Below are 26005 nucleotides of genomic sequence, written 5' to 3'. Positions count from 1 at the left end.
AATTCACCCATGCACTCGAACCCGACCGCGACCACTCGCCCCCGCGCCCTGTTCGCCATGGGCCGTCGCCACCGGGACGCGATGTTCCCGCCCTCCGCGATCCAGCGTCTGACGGCGTACGTCGACATCGACCCGGACCACGTCGCCGAGGACCTCACCGGGGAACCGGCCCTGGAGGACGTGGAGATCCTGATCACCTCCTGGGGATGCCCCGTCCTCGACGAGGAGGTCCTGGCACGGGCACCGGCGCTGAAGGCGATCGTCCACGCAGCGGGCAGCGTCAAACACCATGTGACACAGGCGTGTTGGGACCGCGGACTGGTGGTCTCCTCGGCAGCCGCCGCCAACGCCGTGCCTGTCGCCGAGTACACGGTCGCCGCGATCCTCTTCGCCAACAAGCGGGTCCTGGACATCGGAGGCCTCTACCGCGACCACCGTGCCGCCCTCGACTGGTCCCAGCACTTCCCCGGGTTCGGCAACTACCGCCGGACCGTGGGTCTGGTCGGCGCGTCCCTCGTAGGCCGCAAGGTCCTCGAACTGCTGCGGCCCTACGACCTCGACCTGCTCCTCGCCGACCCCCACGTCGACGCCGCGCAGGCCGCGGAGCTGGGTGCCCGGCACGTCGGCCTCGACGAACTCGTCGCCGACTCGGACGTCGTCTCGCTGCACGCGCCGGCCCTGCCGGAGACCCACCATCTGCTGGACGCGCACAGGCTGTCACAGATGCGTGACGGCGCCACGCTGATCAACACGGCACGCGGGTCCCTCGTCGAGACCGACGCCCTCACCGCCGAAGCCGTGACCGGCCGCCTCCGCGCGGTCATCGACGTCACCGAACCGGAGGTGCTCCCCTCCACCTCACCGCTCTACTCCCTGCCCAACGTCCTCCTCACCCCCCATATCGCCGGCTCGCTCGGCGGCGAACTCCACCGGATCACCAGCAGCGCCCTCGACGAGGTCCAGCGCTACTGCTCCGGAGAACCGTTCGCCCACGCCGTGCACCACGCGGCCCTCGCGACGTCGGCCTGAGCGGCCGGCCCCGGAGTTCCCCCGACCCGGGGCCGGCCGGTTCCTGCCGTGAGCTCCCCATCACGGCTCTTGCTCCTCCCCGCTCTGTGTCCCCGCACAACGAACAAAGGAGTCCCCCCCATGCAAGGCTCTTCTTCGATGGGCAGGCGTCAGCTGCTCATGGCAGGCGGTGCCCTTGGGCTCGCCGCGGCCGCGGGCCCGCTGCTCACCGAACCGGCCCAGGCCAAGGCCACGACCGGCGGACCCTGTACGCGCATTACCGATCTCGGCCCCGGGATCGAGCAGTTCGCGCTCATGAGCGCGATCCAGGTCGGCGACACCGTCTACATCGGGTCTCGTAACCTCTCCCCGACGCAGGTGATCGCCTTCGACGTGCCGACCCGCAAGGTGAGCGCGCAGACCGTACTCGGCACGGGACACTCGATTCAGGCGCTCGCCGCGGACTCCACTGGCCGGTACCTGTACGCGGGCGTCCTGGTCAAGGCGGACGAGGGCAAGCCGAACCTGTTCCGCTGGGACCTGTCCACCCCGGACAAGCCTGCCGTGGCTATCGGCCGGACCGAGGACCGCGACATCCGCGATCTCGCCGTCGCCCCCGACGGCACCGTGTACGCCGTGGGCGGCGTGCCGGGGAAGGCGCCCGCGCTGTGGATGTACGATCCGGCCACCGGCGCGGTGAGCAAGCTCGGCATACCCGACCCGAAGGCCACCCTGGCCAGGGCCGTCGCCGCCACGGACACGACCGTATTCTTCGGAGCCGGCAGTGTCCTGGTCGGCGGGGACGGGGCGAGCAAGGCGTCGCTGTACGCGTACGACCGGGCGGCGGGCACGTTCAGCAACGTCACGCCGACGGAGATGGAGAAGGACCCCAGCCTCCGCGACCTCGCCGTCTTCGGCGACCGCCTCGTCGTCAGCACCTCAGGATCGACCGAGCCGGCCAAGCTCGCCGTGATGGACCTGGCCGACCTCTCCTCGTACACCGTGACGCCCACCAGCGGGAAAGTCGTCAAGAACCTGACGGCGAACGGTGACCTGATCTACTTCGCCACCGATTCCGGTCTGCACTCCTACTCGACGGCGACCAAGGCTGTCGCCCCCGTAAAGTTCGACGGCGACCTCGGCGAGATCTGGGGACTGGACCATGCCCAAGGCAAGCTGACCGTCGTCTCGGGCTACGGCTTCGTTGCCGAGATCGACGTGGCCGCCGGTACGTCCGCCCTCACCGATCTCGGCCAGGCGGGCGCACCCGTCAGTCCGCAGACCACTATGGGGATCGCCGCCGACCACCGGTACGTCTACGTCGGCGGCAACAACGGCATCGCACGCCACGACTTGCGCAACAGCAAGGTGCTCAACCTCCGGGCGCCCGGCGAGGCGAAGGACGCCGAGGTACTGAACGGGGTGCTCTACACCGGCCAGTACAGCTCGCAGGGCATGTGGACGTACGACCCCACGCGCGACGAGCAGCCCCACCAGCTCGCGGCGTTCCCGAGCGAACAGAACCGTCCGCTCGACGTCTGCTACGACCCCGTCAACGAGCTCCTGCTGGTCGGCGCGCAGTCCGACACCGAGGGCGGCGGCTCGCTCTGGACCTACTCCACGAAAACCGGCAAGAAGGCCGTCTACACCAACCCGGTCGACGACATCCAGCTGGTGCGTGCGGTCACCACCCGTGAGGGAGTCGCGTACCTCGGCGGCGACAACCCCACCACGCAGGGACCGCGCTGCACGATCGTTGCCTTCGACCCGGTCGCCGGGAAGGAGCTGTGGCGCCTCGACCTCCCCGCGTCCCTGACCACGGGAGTAGCCGCGCTGGCCGTGCACGGCAAGCACCTGTACGGACTCACGCGGAAGGGCGGGTTCTTCGTCGTCGACGTCCCGATCCGCCGGGTGATCCACACCGCCGACCACCGCGCCCTCTGCCCCGGCTTCGCGGCCATGGTCACCAGCCGAGGCATCGTCTACGGCGTCTCCGACACCACGCTCTTCCGCTTCCACCCCAAGACGTTCGCCGCCAGCACCGTCGTCGCCGAGATCAACGGCGCCTGGTACAGCGGCCCGCACGTCAACGCCGACAGCCGCGGCCTGCTCTACACGATGCGCGGCCACAACCTCGTCCGTATCGAAGACAGGCCGGTGAGCTGACCCATGAAGAAGTCAACGAGGCGGTCCGTCATCGCAGTGGCGGCGGCGGGGGCACTCAGCCTCGCAGGCGTGGCCACCGCGCAGGCAGGTCAGGAGAGCATGAGCCGGGCTTCGGAGGGCTCGTGCAGCAGCCCTGGTATCTCCTCGACCCTGCTGGACATCGAATACGCGAACGGCCAGCTGAATTCCGGCATTCCGCACCTGACCACGACGCATGCGACCGCGGCCGACGCGTCGTACCTCGTCGACTCGGGGGCCGACCACGCCGTCGCCCACAAGGTGACCCTGGGTGACCCCGGTTACGTGTCCGATGGGGCCCCGCGCAGCGAGAGCGCCACGAACGATGTCCACGAGGGGAAGTTCGTGGTGGGCGACGAGCAGCGGTACGAGTTCAGCGTCCTGCTGAAGGACTGGGAGACGTGGGAGTCCGGGGAATCGGCAACCGGCGACATCATCTTCCAGGGGAAGCACGCCGGCGGGAACCTTCCGTCCTTCTACCTCATGACCAAGCGAAACAGCATTGCCTTCCGGTCGCCGACCCTCAACCTCCAGTCCACCGTGGTCGATGACTTCCGCCCGCACATCGGTCAGTGGATGCACTTCCGCGTGGACGTGAGCTGGACTGACGACAGCACCGGCTACTACAAGGTCTCCACCAAGATGCCAGGCGAATCGGATTACACGCTTCGGCAGACGTACGAGAACGTGAAGACCTTCCACCCCGTGAACCCGGCGGAGTTCGGCTATCTCAAGTGGGGCCTCTACCGGCCCGACCAGACGCTCGCGAAGGGAGACGTGCCGACGCGCGTCGTCTACCACGACGACATCCGCGTCCTGGATCTCTCCCAGGGATGAGCCCGCGGGGCGGGGCTCCTCCCTGCGAGGAAGTCCTCGCCCCGCACAGCCGTGGTACGACGCGGCAAGAGATACCACCAGTGGCCCGAAGGTACCGAAAGCCAGCAGCGAGAGTGTTTCCGTGAGACATGTCATCGCCCTCGATGTGGGCGGCACCGAAATGAAAGCAGCTCTGGTCGGGCTGGACGGGGCAGTGCTGTACGAGGCACGGCGGGCCACCCGGCGCGAGCGCGGGCCCGCCGCCGTCGTGGAGGCGATCCTCGGCTTCGCGGAGGAGCTGCGTACGCACGGGCAGAGGCAGTTCGGCACGACCGCGGACGCCGCGGGCGTCGCCGTGCCCGGCATCGTCGACTCCGAAGGCGGTATCGCCGTCTACGCCGCGAACCTCGGGTGGCGTGACGTCCCGCTGCGGGAGCTGCTGAGCGGCAGGCTCGGCGGGATTCCCATCGCGCTCGGGCACGACGTCCGCACCGGTGGCCTCGCTGAGGGCCGCTTGGGGGCGGGCCGGGGGACCGGCCGGTTCCTGTTCGTGTCGCTCGGCACCGGTATCGCCGGTGCCATCGGCATCGACGACGGCATCGAGTCCGGTGCCCATGGCTGCGCGGGCGAGATCGGCCACATCGTCGTACGCCCCGGCGGCCCCGTGTGCGGTTGCGGCGGGCGCGGCTGCCTGGAGGCCCTGGCCTCCGCCGCCGCGGTCACGCGGGCCTGGGCCACCGTGAGCGGCGACCCCGCCGCCGACGCGGCCGGCTGCGCCAAGGCCGTCGAGGCGGGCGACGAGGCAGCGACCGGGGTGTGGCAGGCGGCGGTCGACGCGCTCGCAGACGGGCTGGTCACCGCACTCACGGTCCTGGACCCCCGCACGCTGATCATCGGCGGCGGCCTGGCCGAGGCCGGCGACACCTTGTTCACACCCCTGCGCGCGGCAGTGGCGGAACGTGTGACGTTCCAGAGGCTGCCCGCGATCCTCCCGGCGGGCCTCGGGGACGCCGCCGGGTGCCTGGGCGCGGGGCTGCTCGCCCGGGACCTGCTCGCCGCAGCGGTAACCGTCTGACGGCCGGGCCCCGCGTCGCGGAAGCCGGCTGACCCGACACAGGGGCCCGACCGGTTCGAGCCGGCCCTACCTCACTGCGGACCCCCGACCTCACGCACAGAGGCGGGAGCTTCCGCATACCGAATAGCAAGCGCTTTCTGCACTCAGTTGCACATCACACCAGAGGGAGATACGAGAATGACGCGCAAAGTCATAGGCATCGTGATGAACGGCGTCACCGGCCGCATGGGCTACCGCCAGCACCTGGTCCGCTCCGTCCTGGCCATCCGCGAACAGGGCGGTCTGCCCCTGGACGACGGCACCGTCATCTGGCCCGAACCGATCCTCGTCGGCCGCAGCGACCGCAAGCTGAAGGAACTGGCCGACCGGCACGGCCTGGAGCACTGGACCACGAACCTGAACGAGGCCCTGGCCCATCCCCTCGCCGAGATCTACTTCGACGCCCAGGTCACCCCGGCGCGGGAGACGGCGATCCGGACCGCGATCGCGGCAGGCAAGCACATCTACACCGAGAAGCCGACCGCCGAATCCCTCGACGCCGCACTGGAACTGGCCCGGCTGGCACGCGAGGCAGGCGTCTGCAACGGCGCGGTGCAGGACAAGCTGTTCCTGCCCGGCCTGCTGAAGCTCAAGCGGCTCATCGACAGCGGCTTCTTCGGTCGCATCCTCTCCGTGCGGGGCGAATTCGGCTACTGGGTCTTCGAGGGCGACTGGCAGGCCGCCCAGCGGCCGTCCTGGAACTACCGGGCCGAGGACGGCGGCGGCATGATCCTCGACATGTTCCCGCACTGGCGCTACGTGCTCGACGGCCTGTTCGGCGAGGTCCGCACCGTGTACGCGCACACCGCGACCCACATCCCCGCGCGGGTCGACGAGCAGGGCCGGACCTACCCGGCGACCGCGGACGACGCCGCCTACGGCGTCTTCGAGCTGGAGGGCGGCATCACGGCCCAGATCAACTCCTCATGGGCCGTACGCGTCGACCGGGACGAACTGGTCGAGTTCCAGGTGGACGGCACCGAGGGCAGCGCCGTGGCCGGTCTGCGCAACTGCCGTGTCCAGCACCGCTCCCTGACGCCCAAGCCGGTGTGGAACCCGGACCTGCCGGTGACCGAGTCGTTCCGCGACCAGTGGCAGCAGGTCCCGGACAACAGCGAGTTCGACAACGGATTCAAGATCCAGTGGGAGCTCTTCCTCAAGCACGTCGTGACCGGCTCCGAGTACCACTGGGACCTGCTGGAGGGCGCCAAGGGCGTCCAGCTCGCCGAACTCGGCCTGCGCTCCGCCCGCGAAGGCCGCCGCCTCGACGTCCCCGCACTGGAGATCTGATGTCACTCGAACTGCGTCTTCCGGATGGCCCACACCGCCTCCGCACCCCCGCCGCCCTCGACGTGCCCAACGGCCCGATCACCTCCCGGATCGTGTACGCCGCCGCCCACGTGGTCGCCGACCCTCTGAGGGAGAACGGCCCGGGAGCACCGGCGGCCGTCGACTGGGACACCACGCTCGCTTTCCGCCGGCACCTGTGGTCCCTCGGCCTGGGCGTTGCCGACGCCATGGACACCGCCCAGCGCGGCATGGGCCTCGACTGGCCCGCCACCCGTGAACTCATCACCCGGTCCGGAGCCGAGGCCCGCGCCGTCGGCGGCCGTCTGGCCTGCGGCGTCGGCACGGACCAGCTCGCCTTGGCCGACCCCACACTGCACGACATCATCGGCGCTTACCGGGAACAGCTGGCCGTGGTCGAGGACGCCGGGGCACGGCCGATCCTGATGGCGAGCCGCGCAATGGCCGCGGTGGCCAAGGGTCCCGAGGACTACCTCCAGGTGTACGGCGAGGTCATCGACGCCGCCGGGCAGCCGGTGATCCTGCACTGGCTGGGAGAGATGTTCGATCCGGCCCTGGCCGGATACTGGGGCCACACCGACCTCGACGACGCGACGAACACGGTGCTCGACCTGATCCGGGAGAACGCACCGCGAATCGACGGCATCAAGGTGTCCCTCCTGGACGCCGACCGGGAGATCGCGCTACGGCGTGCGCTACCGGAGGGAGTACGCCTGTACACGGGCGACGACTTCAACTATCCGGACCTGATCCGCGGCGACGAGGCCGGTCACAGTAACGCACTGCTGGGCATCTTCGACCCCATTGCGGCGGTCGCGGCCGCCGCGCTGCGCGCCCTGGACGCGGGCGACACCGCGCGGTACGACGCGCTGATGGAGCCCACCCTGCCGCTGGCCCGTCACCTGTTCGCCGCACCCACCTACCACTACAAGACGGGCGTGGTCTTCGTCGCCTGGCTGTCCGGCCACCAGAGTCACTTCACCATGGTGGCCGGTGCCCAGAGCGGACGTTCCGTCCCTCACCTGACCGAGCTGTTCCGGCTCGCCGACGCGGCCGGCGTCCTTCCCGACCCGGAGCTGGCCGCCCACCGAATGCGCCGGTTCCTCCACCTTGCGGGGGTGGACGCATGAGCGGCCTGGAACGCCTGTCGCTGAACCAGATCACCACCAAGCGGTGGAGCCTTCCCGAGGCCGTCCAGGGCTGCGTGGACGCCGGCATCCCGGCGATCGGCCTGTGGCGGGACAAGGTCGCCGAAACGGGACGCGCAGAGGCGGCGAAAATCGTGCGCGACGCCGGCCTCGCCGTCAGCAGCCTGTGCCGCGGCGGCTTCCTCACCGTCGACGGGCCCGACGCGCACCGAGCGGCCCTGGTAGACAACTTCCGCGCCCTGGAGGAGGCCGCCGAACTCGGCACCGACACGCTCGTGATGGTGGTCGGCGGCCTGCCCGAGGGGTCACGCGACCTGGTCGGCGCCCGCGCCCGGGTAGCCGACCTGATCGCTGAACTCGCGCCGCATGCCGGTGACGCGGGGGTCCGTATGGCGATCGAACCCCTGCACCCCATGTTCTGCGCGGACCGGGCGGTCGTGTCCACCCTGGGCCAGGCACTGGACCTCGCCGAGCCCCACCCCGTGGAGCAGGTGGGCGTCGTCGTCGACAGCTACCACGTCTGGTGGGACCCGGACCTGCCGCGCCAGATCGAGCGTGCCGGACCGCGGATCGCCTCCTACCAGGTCTGCGACTGGACCCTGCCGCTGCCCGCGGACGCCTTGCTGGGTCGGGGCCACGTCGGCGACGGCCACATCGACTTCCGCCCCCTGACCGATCAGGTCGCCGCCGCTGGTTACACCGGCTGGATCGAGGTCGAGATCTTCAACGAGCAGATCTGGGACACCCCGGGCGAGCAGACCCTCAAGACCGTGGCCGAACGCCACTTGGCCCATGTGGCCGGCCCCTGAGGGTCGAAGAACAGGAATCATCCATGGGATCCAATGGTCTGGAAGTGAAGACCCGTATGACGCTCGTGGGCGACCACGACGTGAGGCTCGGCGAGCACGCACACCTGGTCGGCGGCCTGCGCCCAGCCGGTGCCGAACCCGAGGTGGGCGTAGTCACGGGCCAGGATGTGCGGGATCCCGTTCTCGGTGTACCGGATGACGGCGGACGGGCCGCCGCCGGACGGGCCGGAGCCCTGGTCCCGGGCGGCGGCCTCGGGTATCGCCGACGCGGCGGCCAGCAGTGCGGCGGCGGTGACGGCGACACGACGGAGGAGCGGGCGGGCGCGACGGCGTCCGTGGAGCAGGCGCACATACCTCCCAAGTAGCCTGCGGACGGGCGCGATCGCCGGTGCGGATGGGTGGTGCTGGTGTGCCCCCACACTCATGCAGGCCACCTGACGTCATGTCAACATGCCGTTTGGTATCCCCCGATGTTTCCGGTCGGGCATCCGCGGCGCCGGGTCATTGACCCCGGCCGTACGCGCAGACGAGGATCCCACCATGATCCCGGTGCGGAAGAACACGGTCGACGGACTGCTCCACGACAGCGCGCGACGCGTCCCGGACCGGATCGCGGTCCGCTACCGCGAGCGGACCTGGACCTACGCGGAACTCGACGCGGCCGTCTCCACGGGCGCGGCCGTGCTGCGCGGGCGCTACGGGCTGGCCGAGGGGGACCGGGTCGCGACCTTCGGGCACAACTCCGACGCCTACCTCCTCGCCTTCCTCGCCTGCGCCCGCGCCGGGCTCACGCACGTCCCCGTCAACCAGAACCTCACCGGGGAGGACCTCGCGTACATCCTGGAGAACTCCGGGAGCGCGCTCGTCCTCGCCGACCCGGAACTGGCCGGGCGGGTCCCCGGGGGACTCGCCGTACGCCCGCTGCGCGACGCACCCGGCTCCTTCCTGGCCGGCGCGCAGGCCTCTGCGGAGCCCGCCGGGCCCGAGGCCTTCGCCCGCTCCGGCGACCCGTCCCGGCTGGCGCAGCTGTTGTACACCTCCGGGACCACCGCCCTGCCGAAGGGGGCGATGATGACGCACGAGGCGCTCTGCCACGAGTACGAGAGCGCGATCGCGGCCCTGGACCTGGCGGAGGGCGATCTGCCGGTGCACTCCCTGCCGCTGTACCACTCGGCGCAGATGCACGTCTTCCTGCTGCCGTACCTGGCGGTGGGCGCGCGGAACACGATCGTGGACGCGCCGGTCGCGGAGGAGATCTTCGACCTGGTGGAGGCGGGGGAGGCGGACAGCCTGTTCGCGCCGCCGACGGTGTGGATCGGGCTGGCCAACCATCCGGACTTCGCCGACTTCGCCGTCCGTGACCTGTCCGCCCTGCGCAAGGCGTACTACGGGGCCTCGATCATGCCGGTGCCGGTCCTGGAACGGCTGCGCGCCCGGCTGCCCGGACTCGGCTTCTACAACTGCTTCGGCCAGAGCGAGATCGGCCCGCTGGCCACGGTGCTGCGGCCCGAGGAGCACGAGGGGCGGATGGACTCGTGCGGGCGGCCGGTCCACCACGTGGAGGCGCGGGTCGTCGACGAGGACGGGGCCGAGGTGCCGGACGGCACGGCGGGCGAGGTGGTCTACCGCTCCCCGCAGCTCTGCCTGGGCTACTGGAACGACGCGGAAGCGACGAAGAAGGCCTTCCGGGACGGCTGGTTCCGCTCCGGCGACCTGGCGGTCCGTGACCCGGAGGGGTACTTCACGGTCGTGGACCGGGTGAAGGACGTCATCAACTCGGGCGGGGTACTGGTCGCCTCACGGCAGGTCGAGGACGTGCTGTACACCCACCCGGGCGTGGCCGAGGCGGCGGTGGTCGGCCTGCCGGACGAACGGTGGATCGAGGCCGTCACGGCGGTGGTGGTCCCGCGCGACGGGGTCACGGAGGCGGAGCTCCTGGCCTATGCCCGCGAGAAGCTGGCCCACTTCAAGGCCCCGAAGCGGATCCTCTTCGTGGACGCCCTGCCCCGCAACGCGAGCGGCAAGATCCTCAAGCGCACCCTGCGCGACCGCTTCTCGCCCCCGGCCTGAGCGCGGGCGGGGTCGGGGCGGTCGGCGTCGGCGTCGGGGCGGTCGGCGTCAGCGGAGTTCGTCCGCGAGCAGCCCCATGGTGAACTGGTCGTACCAGCGGCCGTCGCGGCGGAAGACCTGGCGCAGGCGGCCTTCCTCGACGAAGCCGACCTTCTCGTAGGCCTTGCGCGCGGCATGGTTCTCGGTGACCACGGTCAGCGTCACCTTGTGCAGGCGCATGTCCTCGAACCCGTAGCGGCATATCGTGCGCACCGCGTCGGTGGCGTAGCCGCGGCCCCAGTACGCCTTCTCGCCCAGGTAGATGTCGAGCTGCGCGATGCCTTTCTCCGGTTCCGCGTCGTGCAGGGTGACCAGCCCGATGAGCGTGCCGTCGGCGAGCGCCTCGATGCCGAGGAGCAGGTCACCGTAGGAGTTGCGGGGGCGGTCGGTCAGCCACGTGCGGACGCGCTCCACCGGCTGGGCGTACTGGTCGTCCATCCACCGCATGACCTCGGGGTCGTGGTTCCAGCGCCACAGGGCCTCGGCGTCCTCGGGGCCCATCGCCCGCAGTTTCACCAGTTCTCCGAGCGCCATGCCCACCACACCTCTGGTCCATCTCGTGATCGTTTTGCGAACACGAAGTGATACCACGGCCGGGATCGCACGCTCAAGCGATTTCCGAGAGCTCCGTGTCCTGGAGGCGGCGCAGGACGAGGTGTTCGTGGAAGAGCCGGCCGACCAGGGCGCCGCCGTAGACCACGAAGCCGACGCCGACCAGCCAGGACTGGACGACCAGGAGGGTACCGAAGGGGCCGTACGTCACGGCGTTGGAGGCGATCAGCGGGGAGAACACCAACTGCGAGAAGACCCGCAGGCCGAGGAGGCCCAGGCTGGTGGCCACGGCGCTCGGGAGCAGGGCGCGCCAGCGGACACGGCCACCGAGGAGGAGCCGCTGGGAGGTCCAGAAGAACAGGCAGGTGCCGATGAGATCGCCCGTGGCGCCCATGACCGTGCCGACCGCGCCGTCAGTGGGGGCGGGGATCTCGACCAGAAGGGCGAGGTAGCAGACCAGCAGGGCCAGCCAGACGACGTGCCGCCACATGGTGTGCCAGCGCGCCGTCGGAAGGTCCCAGGCCTTCTCGTACCCGGTCTGCACGGCGGAGCCGAAGGTCAGGCCGAAGACGGCGAGGGCGGCGAGGCCGAACCCCGTCGTCCGCTCCAGCGCGAGGTCCGCGGCCCCGAACAGCATCTCCACCCGTTCCCGGGAGAACTCCGTCACTCCGAGGGCCTGGCCGAGCCAGCGGCCGAAGCCGGAGCCGCTGCCCGGCGCGGCGGCCGCGACGACGACGAGCAGCGGCACCAGGGTGAGGAAGCCGAGGGCGGCGAAGCCCATGGCCCGGTGCATCAGCTCCATCTCCCGCCCACGGCTCCATGCCAGCCCGGCATGGGAAGCCTGGAGCCGGTCGTGGAGCCGCCGGAAGGTCGAGGTCACGCCTCTCTCCCTACCCGGATGGACCCGCCGCTTCCCGGGAGGCCCCCCGAGTGGGCCCGAAGGGGTGGATCCGGCGGCGGCCGGCCCTCCGGCGCGGGCGCTCGTCCGTCCCGTGTGCGGCTCAGGGCCAGGGTCAGGGCCAGGCTCAGGCCTCCCTGAGGTCCACCAGCCGCTTGATCTTGCCGACCGACCGCTCCAGGGTCTCCGGATCCACCACCTCCACCGCGACCGAGACGCCGATGCCCTCCTTGACGGCCCGCACCACCGAAGCCGCCGCGGCCTCCCGCTGGCCGGCGTCGCTCTCGCGGCGTGCCTCCACCCGCACCGTCAGGGCGTCCAGCCGCCCCTGCCGGGTCAGCCGGAGCTGGAAGTGCGGAGCCAGAGCCGGGGTCCGCAGGAGCACCTCCTCGATCTGTGTGGGGTAGAGGTTCACCCCGCGCAGGATGATCATGTCGTCGCTGCGGCCGGTGATCTTCTCCATCCGGCGGAAGGCCGGCCGGACGGTGCCGGGCAGCAACCGGGTCAGGTCCCGGGTGCGGTAGCGGACGACGGGCATGGCCTCCTTGGTCAGCGAGGTGAAGACCAGCTCCCCGGCTTCCCCCTCCGGCAGCACGGCGCCCGTCAGCGGGTCGACCACCTCCGGATAGAAGTGGTCCTCCCATATGTGGAGGCCGTCCTTGGTCTCGGCGAACTCCTGTGCGACACCCGGGCCCATCACCTCCGAGAGCCCGTATATGTCCACCGCGTCGATGTTCAGCCGTTCCTCGATCTCGCGGCGCATCTCCTCCGTCCACGGCTCGGCGCCGAAGATCCCCGTACGGAGGGAGGTGGCGCGGGGATCGATGCCCTGGCGCTCCATCTCGTCGAGCAGGGTCAGCATGTAGGAGGGGGTCACCATGATGACCTCCGGCCGGAAGTCCTCGATCAGCCGGACCTGGCGGTCCGTCATCCCGCCCGAGGCGGGGACGACCGTACAACCCAGGCGCTCCGCGCCGTAGTGGGCGCCCAGACCGCCGGTGAACAGGCCGTACCCGTAGGCGATGTGGATGATCTGGCCGGGCCTGCCGCCCGCCGCGCGGATCGAGCGGGCGACGACGTCCGCCCAGGTGGACAGGTCGCCGTCCGTGTACCCGACGACGGTCGGGCGGCCCGTGGTGCCGCTGGACGCATGGATGCGGCGGACCTCGGAGCGCGGCACGGCGAACATGCCGAAGGGGTACTGGTCGCGCAGATCGGACTTCGTGGTGAAGGGGAACAGGGCGAGATCGGAGAGGGAGCGGCAGTCGTCGGGATGCAGACCGGCCTTGTCGAAGGCCTGCCGGTAGAAGGGCACCCGGTCGTACGCCCGGCGCAAGGTCGCCCGCAGCCGGGTCAACTGGAGCGCCGCGAGCTCGTCCCGGCCCATCCGCTCGCCCTCGTCCGCACCATCGTCGTGGCCCTGCGTGTACGTACCCATGCCGCCCACCCCTTGTCCGAGTCAACCGACCGATCATTCGGTAGCCTGCCGGACCCCGGCGGCCAAATCAATTACTCGAACGGGTGATCGTCTGCTGGGATGATGCCCATGTCGACCTCCACGCCCTCCACCTGCACCTTTACTTTCACCGCCCCTGACGGAACCGAACTCGCGTACCACGTCCAGGGTGAAGGGGAGCCGCTCGTCTGCCTCCCCGGCGGCGCCATGCGGGCCTCCGCCTACCTGGGCGACCTCGGCGGACTGTCCGCCGGGCGCCGGCTGATCCTGCTCGACCTGCGCGGCACCGGGGACTCCGCGGTCCCGGCCGACACCTCGACGTACCGGGTCGACCACCAGGTGGCCGACGTCGAGGCGTTGCGCATCCACCTCGGCCTGGACGGCGTCGACCTGCTCGCCCACTCCGCCTCCGGCAACCTGGCCCTGCTCTACGCGGCGGCGCACCCGCGGCGGGTGCGCCGCCTCGCCCTGATCACGCCGACCTGCTGGGCCGTGGACCTCACCGAGTCCCCGGAAGTCCGCCTCGCGGACGTCCGCCGGAGAGCCGGCAGCGAGCCCTACGACACGGCCATCGCGGCCTACGAGCGGGCGCTGGCCGCCCTGGCCGCCGGAGGCGTCCCCGACGAGGCCGACTGGGCGTCGGCGATGCCGCTCGCCTACGGGCGCTGGGGCGAGGCGGCGCGCGCCCACGCGGTACTGAGCCCGGTCCAGAAGAACGCCGAGGCCTCCGCCGCCTTCGCCGGCCCGGGTGCCTGCGACCCGCCCGCCACCCGGGCCGCGCTGGGCCGGTTCGCCGGAGAGGTGCTGGTCCTGGCCGGGGAGCTGGACTCCAACCCGTCCTCGGCCCTCGCCGCCCGGCTCGCGCAGCTCTTCGCGCGGGGCGTCGTCGACGTGCAGCCGGGCGGCGGGCACTTCCCGTGGCTGGACGAAGCGCCGTGGTTCACGGCCCGCGTCGAGCGGTTCCTGGCCACCGGGGCCTGAGCGGCGCCCGCCCGACGCTACGCAGCCGCCCGCCTGTAGCACGTACGGGCCGGAACCCACAGGGTTCCGGGCCCGCAAACGTGCGCGTACGAAAGGTCAGCTCGCGGCGTCCGCGTCCGTGTCCGCCTCCGTGGCCACCGACTTCGCCCACCGGTAGTCCGCCTTGCCGCTCGGCGAGCGCTGGATGGCGGGGGCGATGACGAGCTGGCGCGGGATCTTGTAGCCCGCCAGCTTGGTGCGGCAGTGGGCCTGGATGTCGTCCAGCGTCGGCTCGGCCGCGCCCGCCCGGATCTCGACCACCGCGGCGACGTGGCTGCCCCACTTCGGGTCCGGGACCCCGGCGACCAGGGCGTCGTAGACGTCCGGGTGGGACTTCAGCGCCTGCTCGACCTCCTCCGGGTACACCTTCTCGCCGCCCGTGTTGATGCACTGGGAGCCGCGGCCGAGGACGGTGACGATGCCCTGCTCGTCCACGGTCGCCATGTCACCGAGCAGCACCCACCGCTCGGATCCCTTCTGGAAGAAGGTTTCGGCGGTCTTGACGGGGTCGTTGTAGTACCCGAGCGGTACGTACCCGCGCTGCGCGAGCCGTCCCGGTTCGCCGACCGGCACCGGCTCGTGGGTGACCGGGTCGACGACCTGCGTACGCTCGTTGACCTCCAGCCGGAACCCCTTCTCCGGGCTGGAGTCGTTCGTGGCGCGGCCGTTCGAGCCGGACTCGGAGGAGCCGAAGTTGTTCAGGAGCATCACGTTCGGCACGAGCGCCTGGAACTCGGCGCGCACCGTCTCCGACATGATCGCGCCGGAGGAGGAGACGCTGAAGAGGGAGGACAGGTCGGTGCCCTTCAGCGGCCCGTTGAGGGCGTCGATGAGCGGCCGCAGCATGGCGTCGCCCACCAGCGAGACGCTGGAGACCTTCTCCTTCTCGATCGTGCGCAGCACCTCCTCGGGCGCGTACTTGCGGTGGATGACCACCCGCTGCCCGTAGTTGAAGGCGATGAAGGACGTCAGCGTGGACGTGCCGTGCATCAGCGGCGGCGCAGGGAAGAAGGTGAGCCCGGCGCCCTTCGACGCGACCCGCTCGGCCAGTTCCTCGGGCCGCTTCACCGGTTCGCCGGTCGGTTCTCCGCCGAAGAGGCCCGCGAAGAAGAGGTCCTCCGCGCGCCACATGACGCCCTTGGGCATACCGGTCGTGCCGCCCGTGTAGATGATGAACAGGTCGTCCGGGGAGCGGGGCGGGAATCCGCGGTCCGGCGAGCCGGCCGCCTCCGCGTCGGGGTACGCGACCGGCGCGATGGAGGGCTCCGGGGCGCCCTCGGGGGTCGGCCCGACGCGGATCAGGTGACGGAGCTTCGTCGTCTGCGGGAGGGCCGCCGCGACCCGTTCGGTGAACTCGCCCTCGAAGACGAGCGCGGCGAGATCGGCGTCGTTGTAGAGGTAGACGAGCTCCTCCTCCACGTACCGGTAGTTCACGTTCACCGGTACCAGGCGGGCCTTCAGGCAGGCGAGGACGGTCTGGAGGTACTCGATGCCGTTGTAGAGGTGCAGGCCCAGGTGCTCACCGGCCTTCAGGCCGCTGTCCAGCAGATGGTGCGCGATGCGGTTCGCCGCCGCGTCCAGCTCCGCGTACGTGAGGCGGCGCTCGGCGCCGGTCCCGGGGTGGTCCACGTACACGAGGGCCTCGCGGTCCGGGACCACGTCCACGACCGACTCGAACAGGTCGGCAATGTTGTACTCCACCGGTCCTCCTGACCCAGAAAATCCCATGGCTGGTCTGCTCGGCGGTCATTAGAGCGTCGCCAACCCCAACAGGGAAGGGGACCGTCCAAGAAATCTGACTGGGTGTCAGAAAACTATTGAACTGCACCCGCCCCTCCTGCAACCTGTTCTAGGTCTTGAGACGGGAGGACGGCAATGGGTGGGACAGAACACCTGACCGTGGAACGCCACGGAGCCACGCTGGTGCTCACCATGAACAGGCCCGAGGCGAAGAACGCGCTCTCGCTGCCGCTGCTGGTGGGGCTGTACGACGGCTGGCTGGAGGCCGACGCGGACGACACGATCCGCTCGGTGGTGCTGACGGGGGCCGGCGGGGACTTCTGCGCCGGCATGGACCTGAAGGCGCTGGCCGGCAAGGGCATGGCGGGCGACCAGTACCGGGACCGGCTCAAGGCCGACCCCGACCTGCACTGGAAGGCGATGCTGCGCCACCACCGGCCGCGCAAGCCCATCATCGCGGCGGTCGAGGGCTACTGCGTGGCCGGCGGGACGGAGATCCTCCAGGGGACCGACATCCGGGTCGCGGGGGAGGGAGCGACGTTTGGTCTTTTCGAGGTCAAGCGGGGGCTCTTCCCGATCGGCGGGTCGACGGTACGGCTCCCGCGGCAGATCCCGCGGACGCACGCGCTGGAGATGCTGCTGACCGGGCGGCCGTACGCGGCCGAAGAAGCGGCGCGGATCGGGCTCGTCGGGCGGGTGGTACCGGACGGGACGGCGCTGGCCGCGGCGCTGGAGATCGCGGAGCGGATCAACGCGTGCGGGCCGCTGGCGGTGGAGGCGGTGAAGGCCTCCGTCTACGAGACGGCCGAGATGACGGAGACGGAGGGGCTCGCCTCCGAACTGCTGCGGGGCTGGCCGATCTTCGACACGGCCGATGCCAAGGAGGGGGCGCGGGCCTTCGCGGAGAAGCGGCCCGCGGTGTATCGGCGGGAGTAGCCGTCTGGGCTGCGCCCGTGCGGGTGCGGGTGCTGGCGCTGATGCCGGTGCCCGTGTCCGTGCCGGCGCTGATGCCCGTGCCGGTGCTCCGGTGGCGCCGGGCCGGGGCACGGGTGCGGCACCGTTGCCGGGGGCCAGCCCCCGGACCCCTGCGCCTCAAACGCCGGCGGGGCTGGATTTCGGGGCTCCGCCCCGGACCCCGCTCCTCAAACGCCGGAGGGGCTGGATGTTCGCCCGGCGGGACCGGATTTGCCCAACGGTACGGACGCAGTCCCCGGCGGCACCGGACATACGCCAGGGGGGCACCGGACCGACACCCGGCGGGACCGGACGTAGGCCTGGCGGCACCGGACCTACGCCCGGGGACACCAGGCATGCGCCCGGCGGCACCGGACCCACGCCTGACGGCACAGGGCTGACGCCCGGCGGCCGCCCACCCGTTCTCGTAACCCCACACATCGGAGACCCACCCATGACAGCCGCGTCGCCACCCGAGATCCTCCGCGCACCCCTCGTCGTCGAGTTCCCCTTCACCCGCTCCCTCGGCCCCGTGCAGAGCGCCTTCCTCACCGGGCTGCGCGAAGGGGTCGTCCTCGGGGTCACGACCGCCGACGGCAAGGTGATGGTGCCGCCCGTCGAGTACGACCCCGTCACCGCCGAGGAGATCCGCGACCTGGTCGAGGTCGGCGCCACCGGGACGGTCACCACCTGGGCCTGGAACGGGTCGCCGCGACCCAACCAGCCCCTCGCCACGCCCTTCGCCTGGGTGCTCGTCCGCCTCGACGGCGCCGACACCGCCCTCCTGCACGCCCTCGACGCCCCCGGGCCCGATGCCGTCGCCACCGGGATGCGGGTCCGCGTGCGCTGGGCAGCGGAGCGGACGGGGTCCATTACCGACATCGCCTGTTTCGAGCCCGCGGGGGAAGGGGAGGCGGCGGATGCGCACGCGACCCCGCACAGCGGGGAGTTCGCCGACGCCGTCACCGGGATCGTCGCCGAGGCGCGCCTCGACTACTCGTACAGCCCCGGACGCGCGCAGACCGCGTACATCGCCGGGCTCTCCGAGCAGAAGACCATCGGCGAGCGCTGCCCCTCCTGCCACAAGGTGTACGTGCCCCCGCGCGGCGCCTGCCCCACCTGTGGGGTGGCGACGACCGACCGGGTCGAGGTCGGGCCGGCCGGCACCGTCACCACCTACTGCATCGTCAACATCAAGGCCAAGAACCTCGATATCGAAGTGCCCTACGTCTACGCCCACATCGCCCTCGACGGCGCCGGCCTCGCCCTCCACGGCCGGATCGGCGGCATCCCGTACGACCAGGTGCGGATGGGGCTGCGGGTCGAACCCGTCTGGACCGAGGGCGGGCGCTACCCCGACCACTACCGCCCCACCGGAGAGCCGGACGCGGACTACGACGTGTACAAGGAGCTCATCTGATGGCCCGATACGCCCGTGAGGTCGCGGTGGTCGCCTTCGCACAGAGCGATCACCTGCGCCGTACCGACGAGGTCAGCGAAGTCGAGATGGTCATGCCGGTCCTGCACCAAGTGCTGGCCGCCACCGGACTGAAGGCCGGCGAGATCGGCTTCACCTGCTCCGGTTCCAGCGACTACCTCGCCGGCCGGGCCTTCTCCTTCACCATGACCCTCGACGGAGTCGGCGCCTGGCCGCCCATCTCCGAATCGCACGTCGAAATGGACGGCGCCTGGGCCCTCTACGAGGCCTGGGTCAAGATCCAGACCGGCGAGGCCGACACCGCGCTCGTCTACTCGTACGGGAAGTCCTCCCCGGGGTCGGTACGTGACGTGCTGACCCGCCAGCTCGACCCGTACTACGTGGCTCCGCTCTGGCCCGACTCGGTGGCCCTGGCCGCCCTCCAGGCCCAGGCGCTCATCGACGCGGGGGAGACCGACGAAGCCGGGCTCGCCGCGATCGGTGCCCGCAGCCGGGCCTCCGCGGTGGCCAACCCGCACGCCCAGCTCAGCGGAACCGTCGCGCAGGGCGAGTACCAGGTCGCCCCGCTGCGCACCGGCGACTGCCCGCCCATCGGCGACGGCGTGGCCGCCGTCATCCTGGCCGCCGGGGACGTGGCCCGCCGGCTGTGCGAGCGGCCCGCCTGGATCACCGGCATCGACCACCGCATCGAGGCCCACAGCCTCGGGCTGCGCGACCTCACCGACTCCCCGTCGACGCGGATCGCCGCCGAACACGCGGGCGTGTTCGAGGCCCCGGTGGACACCGCCGAACTGCACGCACCCTTCTCCTCCCAGGAGGTCGTGCTGCGCAAGGCCCTCGGGCTCGGCGGGGACGTCGCCGTCAACCCCTCCGGCGGAGCGCTCGCCGCCAACCCGATCATGGCCGCCGGCCTGATCCGGATCGGCGAGGCGGCCGCCCGCATCCACCGCGGCGAGTCCGACCGGGCCGTCGCGCACGCCACCTCCGGCCCCTGCCTCCAGCAGAACCTGGTCGCCGTCCTGGAAGGGGACCGAGCATGAGCACATCGGGCGCATCGGGCAAGGAGCCCGTGGCCGTCGTCGGCATCGGGCAGACCAAGCACGTGGCCGCCCGGCACGACGTCTCCATCGCGGGACTGGTACGCGAAGCCGCCGCGCGGGCCCTCGCGGACGCCGAGCTGACCTGGGCGGACATCGACGCGGTCGTCATCGGCAAGGCCCCCGACTTCTTCGAGGGCGTCATGATGCCGGAGCTGTACCTCGCGGACGCCCTCGGCGCCGTCGGCAAGCCCATGCTCCGCGTGCACACGGCCGGTTCGGTGGGCGGCTCCACGGCGCTGGTCGCCTCCAACCTGGTCGCCGCCCGGGTCCACCGCACGGTGCTGACCCTCGCCTTCGAGAAGCAGTCCGAGTCCAACGCCATGTGGGGGCTCTCGCTGCCCGTCCCCTTCCAGCAGCCGCTGCTCGCGGGGGCCGGCGGGTTCTTCGCCCCGCACGTGCGCGCGTACATGCGGCGCACCGGCGCCCCCGACACGGTGGGCTCGCTCGTCGCGTACAAGGACCGCCGCAACGCGCTGAAGAACCCGTACGCGCACCTGCACGAGCACGACATCACCCTGGAGAAGGTCCAGGCGTCCCCGATGCTGTGGGACCCGATCCGGTACTCCGAGACCTGCCCGTCCTCCGACGGCGCGTGCGCGATGATCCTCACCGACCGGGCGGGCGCCGCCCGTTCGCCGAAGCCGCCGGCCTGGGTGCACGGCGGGGCGATGCGCAGCGAGCCGACCCTCTTCGCGGGGAAGGACTTCGTGTCCCCGCAGGCGGGCAAGGACTGCGCGGCCGACGTCTACCGGCAGGCGGGGATCACCGATCCGCGCCGGGAGATCGACGCCGTGGAGATGTACGTGCCGTTCTCCTGGTACGAGCCGATGTGGCTGGAGAACCTCGGCTTCGCCGAGGAGGGCGAGGGCTGGAAGCTCACCGAGGCCGGGGTCACCGAGCTGGACGGGGACCTGCCGGTCAACCCGTCCGGCGGCGTCCTGTCCACCAACCCCATCGGCGCCTCCGGCATGATCCGCTTCGCGGAAGCGGCCCTCCAAGTGCGCGGTCAGGCGGGGGAGCACCAAGTCGCGGACGCCCGGCGGGCGATGGGACACGCGTACGGCGGCGGGGCGCAGTTCTTCGCGATGTGGGTGGTGGGAGCACAGCCGCCGGCCTCCTGAACGGAAACGGGATTCCGGACGGAAGTGCCGCACAGGCCACGAGTGACGCACCGTGGCCTGTGCGGCACGGCGTGCGATGGCTAACCTGGCCCCGGGACGACGAACCGGGAGTACCGGGAGGAGCACGCACGTGGCAGAGAGCATGACTTCGAAGGCGCCGGCCGGCTGGGGAAAGCCGGACCTCGATCTGACCGGGGCGGACTGGCAGTCGAGCAGCCGGGGGGCGGGTGACGTCCAGATCGCCTTCGTGGAGGGGTTCATCGCGATGCGCAACGGCGACCGCCCCGAAAGCCCCTCGCTGATCTTCGCGCCGGACGAATGGCGCAAGTTCGTCCTGAACGCGCGGGGCGGGGAGTTCGACCTCACGTAGCCGACGGCGGATACGGGTACCGGCGACGGTACGGGTACGCGGCGCACCACCGGGCGCGGAGCCGCCGCCCCGGTGGGGAGCTCGAATCAGCTGCTCCCCGCGAACCACTTAATCCCTTGCCGGACCCGCAGGGCCCTCGGCATCATGGCCGCCATGACGATCACCCGCCGAAAGGCCGATGCCGCGTAGACGGCCCGGCGCCCTGCGCGCCGAACGAGGAACGTACGAGGACCGCCGACCGCCCGCCTGGGCGTGGGAACTCCCGCCCGTGGACCGGCTGTCGCCCGACGCGGCCGCTGCCGCGCACTGGGCCAGGCCCGGACGGGCCTACGAGATCGTGGACCTGCTGAACCGGTACCGGACCTTCCTGAGCGGTCCCGGCAGCCCCCTGCTCCTGGTCCCCTCCGAGTGCCCGGCCTGCCCCGGCTGCGCGCGCGACGACGTCGCCGTCGTCCGGGACGACCTGGGAGACCTGTACCGCACCCTGCCGCCGGCCGCCCGCACGGCCCTGGGCCGCGTGCTCCGGGGCCTGGACGAGGAGTTCCGCCGTCGTACGCTCCCGCACCCGGTCCCGTCCGCCGGGGGGTGGGCGGACTGGAGCGGCAGTCCGCGAGCCTGGTGGCACCGGAGGCTCTACGAGGGCGACTGACCCGGCGGTGACCCAGCGTTGACCCAGCGTTGACCCAGCAGTGGTGCCGTACCGGCCATAACGGGATGACCGGTACGGTAGGGGCATGAGTGGAGAAAACGACCTGCGGAAGCTGCTGAGCGGAATGCGGCCCGAACTGAACGACGGGCTGTACGTGTTCTGCACCATCCCCGGCGACACCGACCCGGAGGCCCTGGCCGGCCTCACCCCCGTCGCCTCCGTCCTGGAACCAGAGGGCCTCACCCTCGTGCTGAGCCAGGAGGACGCGGACGAGGCCGGACTCCCGTACACGTACACCGCGGGCTGGATCACCCTGCGCGTCCACTCCTCCCTCGACGCCGTCGGCCTCACCGCCGCCTTCGCCACCGAACTCGCGGCACACGGCCTGAGCTGCAACGTCATCGCCGGCTACCACCACGACCACCTCTTCGTGGACGCCGCCCGGGCCGCCGAGGCCGTGGCCGTCCTGGAAGCGCTCGCTGACCGCTCCGCACAGGACTGAGCCGCCCGGGGAAGCACGGTCCGGCGCCCCCCGGAAGAAGATCAGCTCTATTTGCCGCACCAGCCTTCCCGGGCGCGTGCGCGGGCGTACGCTGAACCCCCGAACAGGCCTGGGGGGTACCAGCCATGACGGAACGCCGGACCCGCAAACGGCGCACGATGTTCGAACGCGACACGGAGCTCACCGCCGTCGACGAAGCCCTGGACCAGCTCACGGACCTGGGCCCCGACGCCGGCGGAGCCCTGCTGGCCTTCTCCGGACCCGCAGGCCTCGGCAAGACCACGCTCCTCGGCGAAGTCCGCCGCCGCGCCCACACCAAGGCCTGCACCGTCCTCGCGGCCCGCGGCGGCGAACAGGAGCAGAGCCAGCCCTTCCACGTCGCCCGCCAGCTCATCCAGCCTCAACTGGCCGGCACCTCCGACGCGGAACTGCGGGGCGCCCTCGGCAGCTGGTACTCCATCGTCGGCCCCGCCCTCGGCCTCTGCGCCGCCGAACAGGGCGCCCCGCCCGACCCCCAGGGCCTGCGCGACGGACTGGACTGGGTCCTCACCCACCTCGTCGTGCAGCGCGCCCCCGTCGCCCTCGTCCTGGACGACGCCCACTGGGCCGACCCCGAATCCCTCACCTGGCTCGCCGCCTTCGCCCCGCGCGCCGAACACCTCCCGCTCCTCCTCGTCGTCGCCTACCGTCCCGACGAACTGCCCGCACACGCCGAGGCCTTCCGTACGCTGCCCGGCCGCGCGGGACACCGCCCGCTGAGCCTCGCACCGCTCACCGCCGAGGCCGTCTCCGGCCTGGTGCGGGAAGCCGTCGGGGAACACGCGGACGAGGCGTTCTGCCAGGAGGCCTGGGCCGTCACCACCGGCAACCCCTTCGAAGCCGTCGAGCTCGCCGCCAAGGTCCGGGACAAGGGCCTCGCCCCCGTCCAAGCCAGCGCCCCGCTGCTGCGCGACCTCGCCGCCGCCCAGCGCGGCAGCGGCCTCGTCGCCCGCCTGCACAGCCTCGGCCCGTCCACCGTCCGCTTCGCCTGGGCCTGCGCCGTCCTCGGCACCGACATCCCCCGGGACCTCGCCGCCCGCGTCGCCGGACTCGGCACCGAGGAAGCCGTCGACGCCACCCGTCGGCTGCGCGACGCCCGCATCCTGTCGGCCGCCACGGAGGAAGCCGCCCCCGGGGAAGAGGAGGAGGCGGGGCTGGAGTTCGTCCACCCCCTCATCGCCACCGCCATATACCGCGCGATCCCCGACGCCCTGCGCGTCGCCCTGCACGGAAAGGCCGCCGCGGCGGTGGTCGACGCGGGACTCGGACCCTCCGCCGCGGCCCGGCACCTGCTGGAGACCCACCCCGAGAACGACCCCTGGGTGGTGCGCACCCTGCGCGAGGCCGCCGGCGAGAACCTCCGGGCCGGTGCCCCCGAAGCCGCCCGCCGCCAGCTCGCACGGGCCCTGCGCGAACCCCCGGACTTCGACGAGCGGGCGGCCGTCCTGTACGAACTGGGCTGCGCCTCCCTGCTCACCGAGCCCGCCAACACCGTCAACCACCTGCGCGCCGCCCTCGCGGAGCCCTTCGAGGACCCGGCGCTGCGCCAGGGCATCGTGATCCGGCTGGCCCAGGTCCTCTCGCACAGCGACCGGCTCGCCGAGGCCTCGGAATGCCTCGCGCGCGAGATCCCGTATACCCAGGACGTACGCGGCCGGCTGCGCCTGCAGTCCGAGCAGTTCATGTGGGACGCCTTCAACGCCGCCGAGACCGACTCCCCGGCGCGCTCCCGGCGGCTCGCGAAGCTCGCGGACCGGCTGAGCGGGCGGGACCTCACCGAGCGGTACGTCATCGGGCTGCGCGCCTGGGACGCCTGCCTGCGCGGGGAGCCGGTCGACGTGGTCCTCCACCACGCCGGGCGGGTCCTGGAAACCGAGTTCAGCTGGGCGTACGCGGACCGGGGCTTCGAGGTCCCGGTGCTCGTCGCGATGGTGCAGATGTACGCCGACCGGCCGGAGAGGGCGGAGGAACTGTTCGAGGCGGGCACCGCCGAGTTCGAGCGGCAGGGCTGGCGCGGGGCGCACCTGTCCTTCGCCTACAGCCTGCGCGCCTACATCTGCTACCGCCGGGGGCGGCTGGCCGAGGCGGAGGAGCTGGCGCGGGCCGGACTGCGGCTCGCCGAGCGCGTCGGGCGGCGCACGCCCGTGCACTGGTACGCCATCGCGATCCTCATCACCACGCTGCTGGCGCGGGGCCGGGCGGACGAGGCCTGGGAACTGGTCCGCGAGCACGAGTACGGGGAGCCCTTCCCCGCGGCGGTCGTCTTCCCGGACTCCCAGACGGTCTACGCGGAGCTGCTGCTGGCCCGCGGCCAGGCGAAGGCCGCGGCGGCGGAGCTGGAGGCGGTGGACCGGCGGCTGACCCCCCGGGGCATCCAGAACCCGTCCTGGTGCCCGTGGAGGCTCCACCTGGCCCGCGCGGTGTCCGCGGAGGATCCGGCGCGTGCGCGGGAGCTGGCCGCGGAGGCGGTACGCCGGGCCCGCGCCTTCGGGGCCGCGTCCGGCATCGGCCAGGCCCTGCGGGTGGCCGCGGAGGTGGCTTCGCCGCAGGACCGCCCGGCGCTCCTGGAGGAGGCGGTGGAGGTCCTGTCGGCTTCGCCGGCGGCCTACGAGCTGGCGCTCGCGCTGGCCGCGCTGGGGGAGGAGCGGGGGGATGGCGACATCCTGCAGCGTGCGGTGGTCGCGGCCCGGGCCTGCGGTGCGGACGGCCTGGTGGCCACCGCTGCGGAGGCACTGCGCGCCCGCGGCGGCGCCCAGCCGGGCGAGCCCGCGTCCGCGACCGGAGCCTCCCCCGCCACCGCCCGGTGACCGGCCTGCCGTGGCTGGGGCCCTGCGGGGCCGTCCCCTACCCGCCCTTCCACCGTTCCCCGGGCTCTGCCCGGACCCGGTCCTCAAACGCCGGACGGGCTGGATGTGCCGCTGCGCGGCAAAATTCAGCCTCGCCGGCGTTTGAGGCGCGGGGTCTGGGGCGGAGCCCCAGGGAACGGGCGAAGGGCGGGTAGGGGACTCTGCCCCGCGTAGCGGCAAGGGTTGCTGTGGGGACTTTGCCCCGGGCGGCGGGAAGGGTTGCTGCGGGGGCTTCGCTGCGCGCAGCGGGGCATCTGCAGCCGGGGCCCCGGTCGGGGGGTGGAGGGCCGGGAAACGTGGCGGGGCACGTACCATGGCGGCATGTCCTTCCTCCGCCGCCACCGCGCCGCCACACCCGCCGGCCCGGACTTCGACGTCCTGGCCATGGACCCGGGGGACTGGCCGGGCAATCTCGGGGCCGGGCTGCTGCCCGCGCCCGACGGCAGCTGCCAGGGTGTCTTCCTCCGCTACGACCTGTTCGGCGGTCGCGGCCCCGCGATGATCATCGGAAACCTCCCCGAGGGTTCCCCCGCGCGCGACCTCTCCGACGGCCAGGTCCCCTTCGAGGTGGCCCAGCTCCTCGACGCCCTCGAGAACGACGAGGACGTCGAGGTCACCGGTGCCGAGGACTGCCCCGTCATGCAGGGCGACAACCTCCTCATCGTCCGGAAGGTCAAGCTCTCCGAGAGCCGGATCAGCTGCGTGCAGTTCGACCGCAGTGACAACGTGCTGGTCACCATCGCGAGCTGGGACCGGCCGATCACGGACGATCTCTACGCGCTGCTGAAGCCGCTCCCGGCCGAGCTCTTCCAGCAGGGCTAGTC

General features: G+C 71.8%; 22 protein-coding genes and 1 pseudogene. 18 read left to right on the top strand and 5 right to left on the bottom strand.

Annotated elements, in window-relative coordinates; genetic code table 11:
• Positions 1-9: 9 nt before the first annotated feature.
• The 7 genes from MTF69_RS38380 to MTF69_RS38350 all read left to right on the top strand — a co-directional run bounded on the left by MTF69_RS38380 (position 10) and on the right by MTF69_RS38350 (position 8387).
• Positions 10-1029: a hydroxyacid dehydrogenase gene (locus MTF69_RS38380; protein WP_243341286.1), complete on the top strand. Its 1020-nt coding sequence runs from the start codon at positions 10-12 to the stop codon at positions 1027-1029.
• Between the two features lie 120 nt (positions 1030-1149).
• A complete protein-coding gene (locus tag MTF69_RS38375) occupies positions 1150-3174 on the top strand; it encodes a PQQ-binding-like beta-propeller repeat protein (RefSeq protein ID WP_243341284.1) in 2025 nt (674 codons plus the stop codon).
• A gap of 3 nt (positions 3175-3177) precedes the next feature.
• Positions 3178-4029 (top strand): heparin lyase I family protein, encoded by an 852-nt coding sequence (locus MTF69_RS38370; RefSeq protein ID WP_243341282.1) that lies wholly within the window; start codon positions 3178-3180, stop codon positions 4027-4029.
• Positions 4030-4150: 121 nt separating this feature from the next.
• Positions 4151-5083, top strand: a complete 933-nt coding sequence (locus MTF69_RS38365; RefSeq protein ID WP_243341279.1) for an ROK family protein — start codon at positions 4151-4153, stop codon at positions 5081-5083.
• A 177-nt stretch (positions 5084-5260) separates the two neighbouring features.
• Positions 5261-6412, top strand: a complete 1152-nt coding sequence (locus MTF69_RS38360) for a Gfo/Idh/MocA family protein (protein WP_243341278.1) — start codon at positions 5261-5263, stop codon at positions 6410-6412.
• The gene (locus tag MTF69_RS38355; protein WP_243341276.1) at positions 6412-7560 is read left to right on the top strand and encodes a dihydrodipicolinate synthase family protein; all 1149 of its coding nucleotides are present in this window, start codon (positions 6412-6414) and stop codon (positions 7558-7560) included. Before MTF69_RS38360 ends, MTF69_RS38355 begins: the two co-directional genes overlap by 1 nt.
• Positions 7557-8387: a sugar phosphate isomerase/epimerase gene (locus MTF69_RS38350; RefSeq protein ID WP_243341273.1), complete on the top strand. Its 831-nt coding sequence runs from the start codon at positions 7557-7559 to the stop codon at positions 8385-8387. Before MTF69_RS38355 ends, MTF69_RS38350 begins: the two co-directional genes overlap by 4 nt.
• 59 nt (positions 8388-8446) lie before the next feature.
• Here MTF69_RS38350 and MTF69_RS38345 read toward each other — a convergent pair.
• A pseudogene (locus MTF69_RS38345) lies at positions 8447-8737 on the bottom strand (penicillin acylase family protein); the annotation flags it as partial.
• A 190-nt stretch (positions 8738-8927) separates the two neighbouring features.
• On the opposite strand from MTF69_RS38345, the gene MTF69_RS38340 reads away from it, so the two are divergent.
• A complete protein-coding gene (locus MTF69_RS38340) occupies positions 8928-10457 on the top strand; it encodes a fatty acyl-CoA synthetase (protein ID WP_243341270.1) in 1530 nt (509 codons plus the stop codon).
• A 48-nt stretch (positions 10458-10505) separates the two neighbouring features.
• On the opposite strand, the gene MTF69_RS38335 is transcribed toward MTF69_RS38340, so the two are convergent.
• The 3 genes from MTF69_RS38335 to paaK form a co-directional block, all read right to left on the bottom strand.
• A complete protein-coding gene (locus MTF69_RS38335) occupies positions 10506-11030 on the bottom strand; it encodes a GNAT family N-acetyltransferase (protein ID WP_243341268.1) in 525 nt (174 codons plus the stop codon).
• A gap of 73 nt (positions 11031-11103) precedes the next feature.
• Positions 11104-11928 (bottom strand): YhjD/YihY/BrkB family envelope integrity protein, encoded by an 825-nt coding sequence (locus tag MTF69_RS38330; RefSeq protein ID WP_243341266.1) that lies wholly within the window; start codon positions 11926-11928, stop codon positions 11104-11106.
• Between the two features lie 145 nt (positions 11929-12073).
• Positions 12074-13384: a phenylacetate--CoA ligase PaaK gene (gene paaK / locus MTF69_RS38325; protein ID WP_243341262.1), complete on the bottom strand. Its 1311-nt coding sequence runs from the start codon at positions 13382-13384 to the stop codon at positions 12074-12076.
• 108 nt (positions 13385-13492) lie between these two features.
• Between paaK and MTF69_RS38320 the strand changes: the two genes are divergently transcribed.
• Complete coding sequence (locus tag MTF69_RS38320; protein ID WP_243341259.1) at positions 13493-14383, top strand: alpha/beta fold hydrolase; 891 nt, start codon at positions 13493-13495, stop codon at positions 14381-14383.
• Positions 14384-14479: 96 nt separating this feature from the next.
• On the opposite strand, the gene MTF69_RS38315 is transcribed toward MTF69_RS38320, so the two are convergent.
• Positions 14480-16123, bottom strand: a complete 1644-nt coding sequence (locus tag MTF69_RS38315; RefSeq protein ID WP_243341257.1) for an acyl-CoA synthetase — start codon at positions 16121-16123, stop codon at positions 14480-14482.
• A 174-nt stretch (positions 16124-16297) separates the two neighbouring features.
• On the opposite strand from MTF69_RS38315, the gene MTF69_RS38310 reads away from it, so the two are divergent.
• From MTF69_RS38310 to MTF69_RS38270, 9 genes are all read left to right on the top strand, one after another.
• The gene (locus MTF69_RS38310) at positions 16298-17098 is read left to right on the top strand and encodes a crotonase/enoyl-CoA hydratase family protein (protein ID WP_243341255.1); all 801 of its coding nucleotides are present in this window, start codon (positions 16298-16300) and stop codon (positions 17096-17098) included.
• Between the two features lie 472 nt (positions 17099-17570).
• On the top strand, positions 17571-18536 hold the full coding sequence (locus MTF69_RS38305; RefSeq protein ID WP_243341253.1) for a Zn-ribbon domain-containing OB-fold protein: 966 nt from the start codon (positions 17571-17573) through the stop codon (positions 18534-18536).
• Positions 18536-19594, top strand: a complete 1059-nt coding sequence (locus MTF69_RS38300) for a thiolase domain-containing protein (protein ID WP_243341251.1) — start codon at positions 18536-18538, stop codon at positions 19592-19594. Before MTF69_RS38305 ends, MTF69_RS38300 begins: the two co-directional genes overlap by 1 nt.
• Entirely contained in the window at positions 19591-20775 is a 1185-nt protein-coding gene (locus MTF69_RS38295; RefSeq protein ID WP_243341249.1) for a thiolase domain-containing protein, read from the top strand. The genes MTF69_RS38300 and MTF69_RS38295 overlap by 4 nt, the downstream gene beginning before the upstream one ends.
• 142 nt (positions 20776-20917) lie before the next feature.
• The gene (locus MTF69_RS38290; RefSeq protein WP_279346785.1) at positions 20918-21145 is read left to right on the top strand and encodes a DUF397 domain-containing protein; all 228 of its coding nucleotides are present in this window, start codon (positions 20918-20920) and stop codon (positions 21143-21145) included.
• Between the two features lie 178 nt (positions 21146-21323).
• Positions 21324-21794 carry a hypothetical protein gene (locus MTF69_RS38285; RefSeq protein WP_243341244.1) on the top strand — a complete coding sequence of 157 codons (471 nt, stop codon included), beginning with the start codon at positions 21324-21326 and terminating at the stop codon, positions 21792-21794.
• An 85-nt stretch (positions 21795-21879) separates the two neighbouring features.
• A complete protein-coding gene (locus MTF69_RS38280) occupies positions 21880-22296 on the top strand; it encodes an ACT domain-containing protein (protein WP_243341243.1) in 417 nt (138 codons plus the stop codon).
• A 125-nt stretch (positions 22297-22421) separates the two neighbouring features.
• Positions 22422-25142 (top strand): AAA family ATPase, encoded by a 2721-nt coding sequence (locus MTF69_RS38275; RefSeq protein ID WP_243341241.1) that lies wholly within the window; start codon positions 22422-22424, stop codon positions 25140-25142.
• A 360-nt stretch (positions 25143-25502) separates the two neighbouring features.
• The gene (locus tag MTF69_RS38270) at positions 25503-26003 is read left to right on the top strand and encodes a hypothetical protein (protein WP_243341240.1); all 501 of its coding nucleotides are present in this window, start codon (positions 25503-25505) and stop codon (positions 26001-26003) included.
• The last annotated feature ends 2 nt before the right edge of the window (positions 26004-26005 follow it).

Origin of the sequence: Streptomyces sp. AP-93 (genome assembly GCF_022808175.1) — a bacterium.
Lineage (GTDB): Bacteria > Actinomycetota > Actinomycetes > Streptomycetales > Streptomycetaceae > Streptomyces.
Note: the sequence above shows the minus strand (reverse complement) of the source record. Positions and strands in the feature narration are given on the sequence as shown.

Coding starts and splice junctions, on each gene's coding strand:
- paaK (WP_243341262.1), bottom strand. CDS start 13,384: ATGGGTACGTACACGCAGGGCCACGACGATGGTGCGGACGAGGGCGAG.
- MTF69_RS38270 (WP_243341240.1), top strand. CDS start 25,503: ATGTCCTTCCTCCGCCGCCACCGCGCCGCCACACCCGCCGGCCCGGAC.
- MTF69_RS38300 (WP_243341251.1), top strand. CDS start 18,536: ATGGCCCGATACGCCCGTGAGGTCGCGGTGGTCGCCTTCGCACAGAGC.
- MTF69_RS38380 (WP_243341286.1), top strand. CDS start 10: ATGCACTCGAACCCGACCGCGACCACTCGCCCCCGCGCCCTGTTCGCC.
- MTF69_RS38320 (WP_243341259.1), top strand. CDS start 13,493: ATGTCGACCTCCACGCCCTCCACCTGCACCTTTACTTTCACCGCCCCT.
- MTF69_RS38285 (WP_243341244.1), top strand. CDS start 21,324: ATGCCGCGTAGACGGCCCGGCGCCCTGCGCGCCGAACGAGGAACGTAC.
- MTF69_RS38360 (WP_243341278.1), top strand. CDS start 5,261: ATGACGCGCAAAGTCATAGGCATCGTGATGAACGGCGTCACCGGCCGC.
- MTF69_RS38290 (WP_279346785.1), top strand. CDS start 20,918: ATGACTTCGAAGGCGCCGGCCGGCTGGGGAAAGCCGGACCTCGATCTG.
- MTF69_RS38340 (WP_243341270.1), top strand. CDS start 8,928: ATGATCCCGGTGCGGAAGAACACGGTCGACGGACTGCTCCACGACAGC.
- MTF69_RS38295 (WP_243341249.1), top strand. CDS start 19,591: ATGAGCACATCGGGCGCATCGGGCAAGGAGCCCGTGGCCGTCGTCGGC.
- MTF69_RS38350 (WP_243341273.1), top strand. CDS start 7,557: ATGAGCGGCCTGGAACGCCTGTCGCTGAACCAGATCACCACCAAGCGG.
- MTF69_RS38355 (WP_243341276.1), top strand. CDS start 6,412: ATGTCACTCGAACTGCGTCTTCCGGATGGCCCACACCGCCTCCGCACC.
- MTF69_RS38310 (WP_243341255.1), top strand. CDS start 16,298: ATGGGTGGGACAGAACACCTGACCGTGGAACGCCACGGAGCCACGCTG.
- MTF69_RS38280 (WP_243341243.1), top strand. CDS start 21,880: ATGAGTGGAGAAAACGACCTGCGGAAGCTGCTGAGCGGAATGCGGCCC.
- MTF69_RS38375 (WP_243341284.1), top strand. CDS start 1,150: ATGCAAGGCTCTTCTTCGATGGGCAGGCGTCAGCTGCTCATGGCAGGC.
- MTF69_RS38370 (WP_243341282.1), top strand. CDS start 3,178: ATGAAGAAGTCAACGAGGCGGTCCGTCATCGCAGTGGCGGCGGCGGGG.
- MTF69_RS38335 (WP_243341268.1), bottom strand. CDS start 11,030: ATGGCGCTCGGAGAACTGGTGAAACTGCGGGCGATGGGCCCCGAGGAC.
- MTF69_RS38305 (WP_243341253.1), top strand. CDS start 17,571: ATGACAGCCGCGTCGCCACCCGAGATCCTCCGCGCACCCCTCGTCGTC.
- MTF69_RS38275 (WP_243341241.1), top strand. CDS start 22,422: ATGACGGAACGCCGGACCCGCAAACGGCGCACGATGTTCGAACGCGAC.